Origin of the sequence: Paracoccus denitrificans (assembly GCF_900100045.1) — a bacterium.
Lineage (GTDB): Bacteria > Pseudomonadota > Alphaproteobacteria > Rhodobacterales > Rhodobacteraceae > Paracoccus > Paracoccus denitrificans.
In genome coordinates, this window is sequence record NZ_FNEA01000013.1 from 129,004 (window position 1) to 142,381 (window position 13,378).

Here is a 13,378-nt window from a genome sequence, read left to right on the forward strand (position 1 = left end):
CAATGGCCCAGAATTTTCACCTGCCCCCTGTTGGTTTCGGCCCCGGATCGCAGCCCGACGATGGCGAGGGGCTGGAGTGGCTGCCGCTGCCCTCCGGGATGCGCACCTATGACATGCATCTGCCCGAGGTCGGGAATGTCGCGTCTCTGGCGCCCGCGCTGGCGATGCTGGCCGAGATCGCCGCGGCCTGCGATCGTGTGGCCCAGGGGGCGGCGCCGGTGTCGTTCGATCTGTCCGCGCTGGATGCGGCCAACCGGGCGCTGATGGCGGAAACGCTGGGTCAGGGCGAGGTGTCGCTGCGCGCGCGGGGCGTGCCGGCGGTGGCCGTGCAGGAAAGCGTCTTTGCCGGGGTCTGGGTGCTGAAGGCCGAGGGGATCGACCGGGTCGAGGTCGCGCCCGTGCCGCAGCTTGCCCTGACGCGGGCGTTCCATGCGCAGCGCCCGGCGATCGGGGCCCTGGCCCCGCGCGCGCCGGGGGTGGTGAACGCCCCTGCCTTGCTGGCTGAACTGATGGACAAATCCCTGTCCTGGCGTGGCCCCGGTGATCTGCATGTGGTGAACCTGACCCTGATTCCGCATACCGAAGAGGATCTGCTCTGGCTCGATCAGGCTCTGGGCGAGGGGTCGGTGACCATCCTGTCGCGCGGCTATGGCAATTGCCGCATCACCGCGACCGCGCAGGATCGTCTGTGGCGGGTGCAGTTCTTCAACTCGATGGATGTGCTGATCCTCGATACCTTCGAGGTGACCGCCATGCCCGAGGTGGTGCTGGCCGCGCCCGAGGATCTGGCGGACAGCGCGGGCCGCATTCGTGAAGTGCTGGGGGCGATCCGATGAGCGTCGAGACCGCACGGGGCGGGTTCGAGGGGTCTTATCTGGGCGCCAATGACCGGATCAGCCCGCAGGCGATCATGGAATGCAAGATCTGCTGGACCAGCTATGACCCGGCCGAGGGGGATGAATACCGGCAGGTTCTGCCCGGCACGCCGTTCGCGGCCTTGCCCGCCGACTGGAAATGTCCCGGCTGCGACGCGCCGAAGCAACAGTTCATCGTGCGCGAGGATCCCGGCTCTGACGAGATGCGGATCGCGGCCGAGATCGAGCGGCGCTGCGCCCGGCTGGTCGCCGACTTCCGCGAGGTCTTCAACGCAAAGATGCGCGACGTGCCGATCATCAATCAGGCGCTGCATGTCGAGGCGATGGCCTTTCGTCCCTGGCAGGGCGGCTTTCTGGGGGTGCTGATCGCGCCCTGGTTCATGAACCTGATCTGGCTGCCGGGCGAGGATCAGGACTGGTCGGCCCTGAAGGCGGGCGAGAAAGAGGTGGTCGCCTTTCCCTCGGGCGAATATGAATTCATCCATAACAGCCGCGAGATGACCGGCCCTTACAAGGCCTGTTCGCTGTTCTCGCCGATGGCGGATTTCACCAGCCAGTTGCAGGCCGTCGAGGTCGCGCGCGCGGTGATGGTCGAGCTGTTCAAACCCGAAAACCGCGACGGGACCGACCGCGCCGCCGAGATTCGCGCCGCCCGCGAGGCCGAGCTTGCACCGCCGTCCGAGGCCGGACCGGCATCGGATGCACCGATCCCCAATCCGCGCCCCACGCGCCGGGCGCTGCTGACCGGCGGGCTGGCCGCTGCTCCGGCAGAGGGCGACGATCCGGAGATATCCGGGGGCGTGGAATGATCTCTGCCTCCGTCAGCTTTCGCCTTTTGCCCCGCGACGGAGGGCTTGCCCTTGCGCCGGGGGCGCAGGCGGGGCTGGCGGTGGATGCGCTGATGACGGGGCGCAGGGTGGATGAGGTCAGGCAGATGCTGCCCGCCCTGTTCGGCCTGTGCCGGTCCGTGCAGGAATGGGCTATGGCGCTGGCGCTTGGGCTGCCGCTGCCGCCCCTGGACGATCTGCGCCGCGACATGATCCGCGACCATCTGGCCAGGCTGTGCCTGCATCTGCCGCCGCAGCTTGGGCTAGCGCCCCTGGCGTTGCCGCAGGGCTGGCAGGCGGGGGGGCGCGCGCTGCGGGTGGCGCTTTTCGGGCAGGATGGCCTGCCCGGACCCGGTGATCTGGCCGCATGGAGCGCGGGCCCCGCGCCGCTTGCGCGCCTTGTCGCGGCGGTTCAGGGGCATTTCGCGCCGGGCGAGGCGGTCAGCGATCTGCCGGCGATGACGGATCCGTTCGGCGACGGCCTTGTCGAGAACAGCCTTGCCACACGCCATGCCGGACATCCGCTGCTGATGGCGGTGCGGGGCGCATATGGTCACGGGCCTCTGGTGCATCTGCTGGCCCGGCTGGTCGATCTCGACGCCCTGTCGCGCGGGGCTTTCCCGCCGCCCCGCCGGATGGCACAAGGGGCGGCGCTGGTGCCCTGTTCGCGTGGCTTCTGCGCGCTTGAACTGCGCGCGGCCGGCGGCATCGTGACCCGCTTTTCGCGCCGTACGCCCACCGATCACCTGCTGATGTCGGGCGGGCTGCTGGCGGCCAGCCTTGCGACACTTCCGCCAGACAAGGCTGATCGGGCGCCTTTGCTTGCCATGATCCTTGATCCCTGTATCCCTCTGCATCTGGAGGCCGGACCCCATGCATGAGATGTCGCTTTGCGAAGGGATCCGCGGCATTGTCGAGGATCAGGCCCGCCGCCACGGTTTTTCCCGCGTGACCCGGATGCGGCTGGAAATCGGGCGCTTTGCCGGGGTGGAAAAGGCCGCGCTGAGCTTTGCCTTTGACGTGGTCATGCGCGGCAGCCCGGCCGAGGGCGCGGTCCTGGAAATGATCGACCTGCCGGGCCGGGCAATGTGTTTCGACTGTGCCGAACAGGTGGAATTGGACGACCGCCTGTCGCCCTGTCCCCTTTGTGGCGGTGGCAGGCTGATGCCCGAGACGGGGGACGAAATGCGGATCAGGGATATGGAGGTGATCTGATGTGTGGGATTTGCGGTTGCGGCAGCACGGTGACGGTGGACGGGCGCGAGATCAGCCATGACGAGGCGCACCGGCTGGGCCTGGCCCATGAGCACGCGCAGGATCACAGCCATGGCCATGGGCACAGCCATGCCGCGAATGGTCACGCGCATGACCATGGTTCCGGCGATCACCACCACCATCATCACGACCATGCGCCGGGCCATGGTCACCATCACGACTACGGCGCGGGCGCGGCGGGTCTGTCGGTGCCGGGCCTGACGCAGCAGCGGCTGATCGAGGTCGAGACCTCGCTTCTGGCCCGCAATGACGGGTTGGCTGCGGGCAACCGGCGGGTACTTTCGGCGCTGCGAGCCTTTGCGGTCAACCTTGTCTCATCGCCCGGTTCTGGCAAGACCACGTTGCTGTGCCGGACCATCTCGATGCTGGAAGGCCAACCGCTGGCGGTGATCGAGGGCGACCAGCAGACCGAGAACGATGCCGACCGGATCCGCGCCACCGGCGCGCGGGCGGTGCAGGTCAATACCGGCAAGGGCTGCCATCTGGATGCGCAGATGGTGGGCGGTGCGATGGATGCGCTGCGGCTGGAACCGGCCTCGCTGCTGTTCATCGAAAATGTCGGCAATCTGGTCTGCCCCGCGGCTTTTGATCTGGGCGAGGATGCCAAGGTCGCGATCCTGTCGGTGACCGAGGGTGAAGACAAGCCCTTGAAATACCCTGATATGTTTACGGCCGCAAGGCTTGCCATCCTGAACAAGATCGACCTTGCCCCCCATTGCGATGCCGATCCCGAGGTCTATGAGGCCAACCTGCGGCGGGTGAACCCCGGCATAGACATCCTGCGCCTTTCGGCCCGCACCGGCGAGGGGATGCAGGCCTGGATCGACTGGCTGCGTGCCGGTCTGGCGACAAAGTCCTGAGCCATGCCCACGCCGCGCCCCTTTGTCCTGCTGGTGGATGACGAGCCGCATTCGCTTTCGGCGATGCGCATGGCGCTTGAGGATGAGTTTGAAATCCTGACCGCCCCGGATGCCGCCGCCGCCGCCCGGCTGATGGAAGAGGAATGGGTGCAGGTAGTGGTCTGCGACCAGCGGATGCCCGGCCAGACCGGGGTGGAGTTCCTGACCGGGCTGCGCGAGCGCTGGCCGGAAACGGTGCGGCTTCTGATAACCGGCTATACCGATCCCTCGGCCATCGTCGATGCGATCAATCTTGCCGGCATCCATCAGTTCATCGCCAAGCCCTGGCATCCCGACCAGTTGCTGATGGCGGTGCGCAATGCGGCGCAGCTTTTCCATCTTGCGCGCGAGAATGAACGTCTGGCGCTGGAGATGCGCCGGCTTGCCTCGACCTCCGAAACCCGGCTGGAAAAGCGCCGGCGGGCGTTGCGTCAGGGGCAGGGCTTCGACAGCGTGCTGCGTGCGCCCAACTCGCCCATGAACGCCACGGTTGATGCGGCGCGGCATTATGCGGCCTTCGATGTGCCGGTGCTGCTGACGGGCGAGCAGGGCACCGGCAAGGAGCAGCTTGCGCAGGCGATGCATCTGGCCTCGCTGAGGGCGGACCGGCCCTTTTACGCGCTGGATCTGACCGGAATGCCCGATGAGCTGGTCATGGTCGAGCTGCTGGGCGCGCGGCGCGGGGCGGTGGCCGGGGGAACCAGCCGGATCGGCCTGATTCAAAAGGCGGATCGCGGGACGCTGTATCTGTCGGGGATCGAGACCATCACGCCCGAATTGCAGCTTGTGCTTTTGCGCATCCTGTCCGGGCGCGGCTTCACGCCGGTCGGCGGGCAAGAGACGCTGACCAGCAATCTGCGCCTGATCGCCGGCGCCGGCACGGATTTGGCGGCTCTGGTCACCGAAGGGCGTTTTCGCGCCGACCTCTATTACGCTCTGGCGGTGGCCGAAATTGCGGTGCCGCCCCTGCGCGCTCGGCGCGGCGATATCGCCATGCTGGCCCAGCACATGCTGGCCGAGCTGGCGGCCCGTCATGGCAAGCTGGTGCATGGTTTTGACGGGCCCGCGCTGGAATTTCTGGAAAGTTACGACTGGCCCGGCAATCTGCGCGAATTGTCGAACGAGATCACCCGGATGCTGATCCTTGCGCAAGACAGCGTTCTGGGCGCCGATCTGATCTCTCGCCCGATCCTGCAGGGTCCGCCGGGTGAGGATGGCGCCGGCCGTCTGACCCAGGCGGTGCTTGCCGGCGTCGGCAGCCTGAAAGAGCGGGTCGAACTGATCGAAATGCGTATCCTGCGCGAGACGCTGACCCGCCATCGCTGGAACAAAAGCCGCGCGGCGGCCGAGCTGGGTGTGTCGCGGGTGGGCCTGCGCGCCAAGCTGGACCGCTATGGCGTCAAGGACCCGGCCGAGCGTCAGGCCACCCCGGAAGAGGAGGAATAGCCATGTGTCTGGGAATTCCCGGTCGCATCATCGCCATGACCGATCCCGCGCGGATGATGGCCATGGCCGAGGTCTCGGGCGTGCGCCGCGAGGTCAATATCGCCTGCGTGGCCGAGGGGCCGCCCGAGGGGCTGATCGGCCGCTGGGTGCTGATCCATGTCGGTTTCGCCATGAGCCTGATCGACGAGGACGAGGCGGCGCGCACGCTGGCCGCGCTGCATGAACTGGGCGAGGCGCAAGAGGCGCTTGAACAGATGGCCGAAGCCGACCGGGAGATGGCACGATGAAATTCGCTTCGGAATTCCGCGATCCCAAGGCGGCGCGCGCGCTGCTGGCCGCGATTGCCCGCCGCGCCGAGCAGATCGGCGCCAGCCGCGAAAAGCCGGTGCATATCATGGAGATCTGCGGCGGCCACACCCATTCGATCTTTCGCTATGGTCTGGACAAACTGGTGCATGAGGGCGTGGAATTCATCCACGGCCCCGGCTGTCCGGTTTGCGTTCTGCCGCGTGCGCGGATCGATGAATCCATCCAGATTGCCAGGCGTCCGGGCGTCATCTTCACCACCTTTGGCGATGCGATGAGGGTGCCGGGCCGGTCGCAATCGCTGTTGCAGGCGCGGGCGGCGGGGGCGGATATCCGCATGGTCTATTCGCCGCTGGATGCCCTGGCTCTGGCCCGGAAATACCCCGAACGCGACGTGGTGTTCTTTGGTCTGGGCTTCGAGACGACGACCCCTTCGACCGCGCTGGCCATCCAGCAGGCCGCGCGGGAAGGGTTGGGCAATTTCAGCGTCTTCTGCAACCATATCACCGTGCCCGAACCCATCCACGCCCTGCTGAAGGATCCGCATATGGTGCTGGACGGGTTCATCGGGCCGGGTCATGTCTCGATGGTCATCGGCGTGCATCCCTATGATTTCATTGCCCGGGACTTCCAGAAACCGCTTGTCGTCGCAGGTTTCGAGCCGACCGATCTTCTGCAATCGGTGCTGATTGTGCTGGACCAGATCGCCGAGGGGCGCGCCGAGGTCGAAAACCAATATGCCCGCGTGGTCCCCGAGGAGGGCAATCCGGTTAGTCTGGCCGCCATTGCCGATGTCTATGAACGGCGCCCCAGCTTTGAATGGCGCGGTCTGGGCGAGATCGACGCCAGCGGATTGCGCATCCGCCCGAAATACGCAGCCTTCGACGCCGAGGAAAAATTCGGCATCGGCTATGCGGTGGCGCGCAATCCCGCACCCGAACCCGAGGGCTGTGCCTGTGGCGCCGTCATGACGGGGCGGGTCAAACCTACGGCCTGCCCGCATTTCGGCAAGGGCTGCACGCCAGAGATGCCGCTGGGGGCGCTGATGGTCAGTTCGGAAGGGGCCTGTGCGGCCTATTGGCAATATGGCGGTGCGCGGGTTGCAGCGGAATAGGGCGGGCAGAACATGAACGCAATGGCTTTTGGAACCCTGCGCGACAGCCATGTGACCCTGTCGCATGGCGGTGGCGGCAAGGCGATGGCCGATCTGATCGAGACCGTCTTTTTTCCCGCCTTCGGCCCCGGATCGGGCGAGGATCAGGCGCGGCTGACGGCGGATGCGCTGTGTGAACCCGGCGCGCGGCTGGCCTTGACCACCGACAGTTTCGTGGTCACGCCGCTGGAATTTCCCGGCGGCGATATCGGCAAGCTGGCGGTCTGCGGCACGGTGAACGATCTGGCCGTCGGCGGGGCACGACCGCTGTGGCTGTCGGCGGCGTTCATTATCGAGGAAGGCTGCGAGATTGCGCTGTTGCAGCGCGTGGTCGCCTCGATGGCGCGTGAGGCGGCGCTGGCCGGGGTGCGGATCGTGACCGGCGACACCAAGGTCGTCGGGCGCGGATCGGCGGACGGGGTGTTCGTCACCACCTCGGGCGTCGGCGTGATCCCGGCGGGGCGCGATCTGGTTGCGGCGCGGATCAGGCCGGGCGATGTCGTGCTGGTCAATGGCGTGCTGGGCGATCATGGCGCGGCCATTCTGGCGGCGCGCGGCGATCTGGCGCTGTCGACGGATCTGGTCTCGGACTGTCAGGGGCTTGGGCATCTGATGGAGGCGGTGCTGGCCGCCGCCCCCGGCACCCGAGCCGCCCGCGATGCGACCCGCGGAGGGCTTGCCGCGGCGCTGAATGAAATGGCGCTGGCGGCAGGATGCGGCATCGAAATCAGGGAAGATGCGCTGCCCCTGCGCCCCGAGGTGCGCGGGGTCTGCGAAATTCTTGGCCTTGATCCGCTCTATCTTGCCAATGAGGGAACCTTGGTCCTGTTCGTGCCCGAGGCCGAGGCTGAGGCTGCGCTGTGCGCGATGCGTTCCCGCCCCGAAGGGCAGGGCGCCGCAATCATCGGCCGCGCCGTCGCCGCATCCGAGGGGGGCGCCCATACGGCCCGTGTGCAGATGGTGACCTCCTTTGGCGGGCGCCGCATCGTCGACCGCCTCGTGGGCGAACAACTGCCGCGGATCTGCTGAAACGGACCCTTGCCGGCTTTGCGCGACCTCGGCAGCCCGGACGGGGTGCAGCGAGCCTGTTTCGTCATATTTGGCCGCTTTTGCACCGAGGAGAAAACCCTGCACCAACATAGGCGTAAAACCGTATGTCCTTTTTCGGCTGAACTGTGGCGGGTGGTCGCCCTGCATTGGCTGCTTTCAAAGAGAGCTACTCGATAGGCTCCGCCTCAAGCCAGGAGGATTAACCATGCAGGGGAATAGCGAACATTCCATCGGATTGAATGTTTCGAAGAATAACCACGTCATTGCAGTGGCCGAGGGTGGTCGGGGCGTGTATGGATGTATATGGACCTCGCCTGATTGCAACGGTCTGGTTGGCTCTGGTTCAGAACTCGCCATTGCGGACGTATATCCGGCTTCTGTGAACGGCCCGATCCTTCGTCGCCGCGAGCCCCGATGGATTTCCGCGCGCTTCCTCCTCAATGCCCCCGTGACATCGGCCTCCGCCGTGCCGGTTTGGGGAAGCTGCATTGCAGCGATCGATAACGTGACCAATGACCGTTTTGGGCCGGGTCGGTGCGTCGGATACAACGTTGCGGCACGATGCTGCCGAGAGCGCACTGGTTTGCCGCCCTCGGTCCATGGCGAGGCGCATCCGCCAACCGCAGATCATGCGGGGCTGCGCGTGGTCGCGGAGGGTGCCGGTGACGCGGGCAGGACGCGCCGGAGGATGTCGGCAAGGGTGACGACACCGGTGATCTGATCCCCGTTCATCACCACTGCCAGCTGCACGCTTGCGGAACGCATGCTCGCCAGTGCCTCGTAGATCGGTGTGCCGGCCTTCAGGGTAAAGGCGGGCCGTGCCACGCTTGCAGCCGGGGCCGTATCGGGTTTGAGCAGCAAATCGCGCACATGGATCACCCGCGGCGCGCCACCGCCATTGGTCAGAAGGCGCATGTGGGCCGTCCGGGAGGCGATGTCACGCACCTTCGCCACCGTCGCCTCCGGTTTGACCCTGGTGACGGTCTGCCCCGCCGAGATGATGCTTTCGACCGGCATCGTGCCCAGATCGATCAAGCCGGAAAGCTGGCGTCGCAAGCCCGGCTCCAGCGTGCCGACATCGGCTGAATGCTCGACAAGCTGCCGGATCGTGGCAGCGTCCTGACCGCCCACCGCTGCGCTCTCGACCGGCTCTACGCCGCTCGCCCGCACCAACCTGTTGGCGATGACATTGATCCAGTGCAGCACAGGACGCAGTGGCCAGATATAGGCGCGAGCAAGAACGCCGACCGCCATCGCCGACCTTTCGGGATTGGCGATAGCCCAGGACTTGGGTGCCATCTCGCCCACGACCAGATGGAGGAAGGTGACCAGCAAGAGCGACAGAAAGAACGAGGCGCTCTCGGCGATCCAGCCCGGCGCCCCCCATTCGAGGAGCAGCGGCCCGAGAGCGTAGTGGACTGCAGGCTTGGTGATCGCGCCAAGGACAAAGGTGGTGATCGTGATGCCAAGTTGAGCGCCCGCCAGCATCAGGGTCAGATCATTCATGCCGCGTAGCGCAGCACGGGCCGAAGGGCTGGTGGGGGCGCGTTCTTCCAGCCGGTGGCGGCGCGCACCAAGCAGGGCAAATTCAATGATCACGAAAAAGGCGCTGAGTATGATCAGGGCAATCGTGGCCAAGGTGACGAAAAGCGGATTGGTCATCATTGGTCTTGCTCCTGCTCATCCACGAGTTTGACGCGCACAAGGGTTGGCACATGGCGCGCGATGCGCAGAACATTCACCTCAAGGCGGCGACGCAGGGGGGCATCCGATACCACATCGGCACCGTCGGCCGGCAGATCAACGAGGATCGTGTCGGCCTTGGTGGGCAGGCGCCCCAACTGCGCGATGAGCAGGCCCGAGATCGTCTCGAAATCGCCGCGGGGCAGATCGTGGTTCACCGCGCGCTCCACCTCGTCGAGGTGAACATCGCCTTCCATCACCCAGACGCCCTCGTCCTCTTCGCGTAGCGGCTGGATGGCGTTTTTGTCGAATTCGTCGGTGATCTCGCCCACGACCTCCATGGCGATGTCCTCGATGGTGAGGACGCCGGAAAATCCACCGTATTCGTCGATGACGCAAACCATCTTGTTGCCGGATTTGACCAGTGTCTCAAGCGCCGCCGGCAGCGGCATCAGCGTCGGCACAATAGCGACCGGCCGCATCACCGTGGCCGCCGTGGCTTCCAGTTGCTCGGCATTCACCTTTGGAAGAATATCGGCCAGATGCACGACGCCAACCGGCACGTCATCATCGTCAATGACCGGATAGCGCGTGTGGCCATGCGCCATCATCTCGCGCAGTTCCGCGATGGTGGTATCGGGGTCGACCCAGTCCGCCTGCGCTCGCGGGACCATCGCATGTTCGGCATCCCGGTGGGGGAAGTCTAGGATCCGGTCCATCATGAGCGACAGCTCGACCGGAAGATCGCCGCTTTCGCGGGAGTCCGCGATGATATGGGGCAGGTCCTTGGCCGAGGCGCTGACGTCGAGGTCATGCACTGGCTCGATCCGTAAAAGCCGCAGGAACAGGTTTGCCGCCTTGTCGAAGAAGGTGATCAGCCAGCCGAAGAGCGACAGATAGGTCGTCGTCGAGGCCGCCAGTGCCTTGGCCATAGGTTCTGAATTCGCAATGGCCAGGTTCTTGGGGTAAAGTTCGCCAAAGATCATCTGGACGATGGTGGCGAAGAGCAACGCAAGGATCGTCCCAACGCTGATCCCTATCGATTCGGGAATGCCAACACCGCCCAGCAGCATGCCCAGGGATTTGCCGACCAAGGGCTCGGCGACATAGCCGACCATCAGCCCCGTCACCGTGATGCCGAGCTGAGCGCCCGAGAGCATGAAGCTGGTGCGCTTCGTGACGGCAAGGGCGCGCTTTGCAGCCAAATCGCCACTTGCGGCCTGCGCGGCGAGACGGGTGCGGTCAACCGCCATATAGGCAAATTCCTGGGCAACGAAGTAGGCGCCGGCTGCGATGATAACGAGGATTACGAGCAGGCCAGCAAGCAGAAGTAAGAGCGGTTCAAGCATGGGCGGAATGGGGTCTCATGGTCGGGGGCACTACGCAGGGACCTGTGGTTCCCGTGCAGTGCAAGTGAACGAGATGTCGGGGGAGCATGGTTGCGTGCGAGCGGGCATCCCGCCAAGAGCCCGGAAAGCCTCGGGGTGATCGGAGGATAGGCGGGAAACACCGTGGCAGCGAACCATGAGGAACGCAGGGCAGCGGTCGCCTGCACTGCCGACAATCCGGCAGAACGGGCCATCCGCGCAGGGGCGTAGATATCGATGGTATCTGTTCTGATGCGGAGGATCGAGGCGCTGGACTAGGAGGCTCTTCGTCCCCCGCGGGACTTCGGCTTGGCTCAGGCATTAGGCGCAGTGGTCTGATGCGTGGATCACCAGAACTCCCTCCGACAGGTTTCCATTATCCGCGTTCGGCAATGACGCGGCCTCGCCACGCACCTACACCTTATCGTCTGGATCCTGATTTTTCCAGTGGCGCATGCGATCACCCCATGGGTAGCGAAATTCGATCCACCAATTGCCGGGGCTGGCCACATCAGCGCTCCAAATGACCATAACACCTCGACCCAAGCTACACCGAGCGCCGGTGACGACTTTGCCTCGCGTCAAATCTTGCCCCGAGCTATGCAGATCATCATTGGTCAGGGGATGGTGTTACAGAGTTAGTCCGCCCCGCCTTCCACCAAGATTCGCGGCATCGTGACAGCCCGTGTCGAACGGCTGATTTGGCGTAGGCGACGGTGCACCACCATGGAGGTCGATCGGCCGCAAAAGGCCGTCTTTTCATCCCTCCGCCAGCACGGCTTTTGCATACCGCCCCGGCGGTTGGCCGGTGTGGCGGCTGAAAGCGGTGCTGAAGGTGCTGGCGGAACCATAGCCCACCCTCGCCGCGACCTCCTCCAGCGCAAGGCTGCCGCGCCGCAAGAGATCGCGCGCCACCGCCATGCGCCAGATGGTCAGGTATTCCATCGGCCGGCGGCCGACCAGGCGGGTGAACCGCTCGAAGAAGGCCGAGCGCGACATGCCGGCCGTTTCGGCCAGGTCGGGAACCGTCCACGTGCGGGTGATGTCGCCATGCAGGCTGCGCAGGGCGCTGGCGATGCGCGGATCGGAAAGGCCGCGCAGCAGGCCGGGTGCCGCGGCTCCTTCCGGCGCGGCGCGCAGCGCCTCGATCAGCAGGATCTCGACCAGACGCGCCAGAATCAGGTCGCGGCCCGCATCGTCGCGCGCAGCCTCCTCGCCCAGCATATGAACCAACTGCGTCAGGCGGGGCACGCCGCGCAGATGGATCATCCGGGGTAGCAGGGTCACCAGCAGCGCCGCGTCCGGCGCCGCAAAGGTGAACCAGCCGCCGAACTGCCGCATTTCGGGCGGGCCGTCCTGCCGGCCGTGGCGAACCTCGTGCTTCGCCGGGTCGGTCCGGGCGTCGATCCGGCGCAGCGGGCCGGGGTTCAGGCTGGACATGCCGAAACGCGGCGTGGCGGGCAGCAGCACAAAATCGCCGGCCTCGACGGTGACCGGCTCTTCGCCCTCGACGGACAACCGGCAACGGCCCATCGTCATCGCCGCAAAGGCCGGGCGGCCGAATTCGGTATATTCAACCGCCCAGTGGCCTGCGGCGGTGATCCCCTTCGAGAACACCGCCTGCGGGCGCAAAAGTTCGATGACCTGAGCAAGTGGATCCGACATTCAGGACTTCCGCAAATTCAATCAGGACTTCTGATTGGTGATACTCCTGACCATGCACGCTACATTCCTGCTGTCAACTCAGGAGATCATCATGAACACCGTCCTCATCACCGGCACCTCGTCGGGCTATGGGCTGGAAACCGCCCGCTATTTCCACGCGCAGGGCTGGCAGGCCATCGCCACCATGCGCACCCCACGCGACGGGCTGTTGCCCGAAGGCCTGCGCATCCTGCCGCTGGACGTCACCGACCCGGCCAGCATCGCCGCCACCATCGAAGCCGCCGGCCCCATCGACGTGCTGGTGAACAACGCCGGCATCGGCCTTGTCGGCGCCTTCGAGGCCGCGCCGATGGATTACGTCCGCAAGCTGTTCGACACCAACACCTTCGGCACCATGGCCATGGTGCAGGCGGTGATCCCGCAGATGCGGGCGCGGCGGTCGGGCGTGATCGTCAACGTGACCTCCAGCGTGACGCTGGCGCCGATGCCGCTGGCCGCCGCCTATACCGCCAGCAAGCAGGCGATAGAGGGCTTTACCGGATCGCTGGCGCATGAGCTTGCGGCCTTCGGTGTGCGGGCAAAGCTGGTCGAACCGGGCTATGCCCCGACCACGCGGTTTTCACAGAACATCGACTTTGCCATTGAGGACATGATCCCCGAAGCCTATGCCGATTTCGCTGCGCCGATCTTTGCCGCCTTCGCCAGCCCGGCCCTGACCACCAGGGAAACCGACGTGGCCGAGGCGGTGTTCCTGGCGGCGAATGACACTTCCGACCGGCTGCGCTATCCGGCCGGACCCGATGCGGTGGCGCTGGCGGCCTGACCCATTGTC

The 13,378-nt window shown here is 65.7% G+C and carries 13 protein-coding genes; 10 read left to right on the top strand and 3 right to left on the bottom strand.

Annotated features, from left to right (window positions below; all coding sequences use genetic code 11):
- The first annotated feature begins 2 nt into the window (after positions 1-2).
- From BLT64_RS13325 to hypE, 9 genes are read left to right on the top strand one after another with little or no spacing between them, the layout of a single operon-like run.
- Positions 3-836 carry a hydrogenase expression/formation protein gene (locus BLT64_RS13325; RefSeq protein WP_011749372.1) on the top strand — a complete coding sequence of 278 codons (834 nt, stop codon included), beginning with the start codon at positions 3-5 and terminating at the stop codon, positions 834-836.
- Positions 833-1,684, top strand: coding sequence for a [NiFe]-hydrogenase assembly chaperone HybE (gene hybE, locus BLT64_RS13330; RefSeq protein ID WP_011749373.1), 852 nt, complete (start codon positions 833-835; stop codon positions 1,682-1,684). The genes BLT64_RS13325 and hybE overlap by 4 nt, the downstream gene beginning before the upstream one ends.
- Entirely contained in the window at positions 1,681-2,583 is a 903-nt protein-coding gene (locus BLT64_RS13335; RefSeq protein ID WP_011749374.1) for a hypothetical protein, read from the top strand. Before hybE ends, BLT64_RS13335 begins: the two co-directional genes overlap by 4 nt.
- Positions 2,576-2,917 (top strand): hydrogenase maturation nickel metallochaperone HypA, encoded by a 342-nt coding sequence (gene hypA / locus BLT64_RS13340; protein ID WP_011749375.1) that lies wholly within the window; start codon positions 2,576-2,578, stop codon positions 2,915-2,917. Before BLT64_RS13335 ends, hypA begins: the two co-directional genes overlap by 8 nt.
- Entirely contained in the window at positions 2,917-3,837 is a 921-nt protein-coding gene (gene hypB / locus BLT64_RS13345; protein WP_011749376.1) for a hydrogenase nickel incorporation protein HypB, read from the top strand. The genes hypA and hypB overlap by 1 nt, the downstream gene beginning before the upstream one ends.
- A 3-nt stretch (positions 3,838-3,840) precedes the next feature.
- Complete coding sequence (locus BLT64_RS13350) at positions 3,841-5,322, top strand: sigma-54-dependent transcriptional regulator (RefSeq protein ID WP_011749377.1); 1,482 nt, start codon at positions 3,841-3,843, stop codon at positions 5,320-5,322.
- A gap of 2 nt (positions 5,323-5,324) precedes the next feature.
- The gene (gene hypC / locus BLT64_RS13355) at positions 5,325-5,609 is read left to right on the top strand and encodes a HypC/HybG/HupF family hydrogenase formation chaperone (protein ID WP_011749378.1); all 285 of its coding nucleotides are present in this window, start codon (positions 5,325-5,327) and stop codon (positions 5,607-5,609) included.
- Positions 5,606-6,742, top strand: coding sequence for a hydrogenase formation protein HypD (gene hypD / locus BLT64_RS13360; RefSeq protein WP_011749379.1), 1,137 nt, complete (start codon positions 5,606-5,608; stop codon positions 6,740-6,742). The genes hypC and hypD overlap by 4 nt, the downstream gene beginning before the upstream one ends.
- 12 nt (positions 6,743-6,754) lie before the next feature.
- Positions 6,755-7,810 carry a hydrogenase expression/formation protein HypE gene (hypE, locus tag BLT64_RS13365; protein ID WP_011749380.1) on the top strand — a complete coding sequence of 352 codons (1,056 nt, stop codon included), beginning with the start codon at positions 6,755-6,757 and terminating at the stop codon, positions 7,808-7,810.
- Between the two features lie 648 nt (positions 7,811-8,458).
- Here the strand turns inward: hypE and BLT64_RS13370 are convergent.
- From BLT64_RS13370 to BLT64_RS13380, 3 genes are all read right to left on the bottom strand, one after another.
- On the bottom strand, positions 8,459-9,496 hold the full coding sequence (locus BLT64_RS13370; RefSeq protein ID WP_011749382.1) for a CNNM domain-containing protein: 1,038 nt from the start codon (positions 9,494-9,496) through the stop codon (positions 8,459-8,461).
- Positions 9,493-10,863 carry a hemolysin family protein gene (locus BLT64_RS13375; protein WP_011749383.1) on the bottom strand — a complete coding sequence of 457 codons (1,371 nt, stop codon included), beginning with the start codon at positions 10,861-10,863 and terminating at the stop codon, positions 9,493-9,495. The genes BLT64_RS13370 and BLT64_RS13375 overlap by 4 nt, the downstream gene beginning before the upstream one ends.
- 777 nt (positions 10,864-11,640) lie before the next feature.
- Positions 11,641-12,546: an AraC family transcriptional regulator gene (locus BLT64_RS13380; protein ID WP_011749384.1), complete on the bottom strand. Its 906-nt coding sequence runs from the start codon at positions 12,544-12,546 to the stop codon at positions 11,641-11,643.
- 91 nt (positions 12,547-12,637) lie between these two features.
- Between BLT64_RS13380 and BLT64_RS13385 the strand changes: the two genes are divergently transcribed.
- The gene (locus tag BLT64_RS13385) at positions 12,638-13,369 is read left to right on the top strand and encodes an SDR family oxidoreductase (protein WP_028710140.1); all 732 of its coding nucleotides are present in this window, start codon (positions 12,638-12,640) and stop codon (positions 13,367-13,369) included.
- Positions 13,370-13,378: the final 9 nt, after the last annotated feature.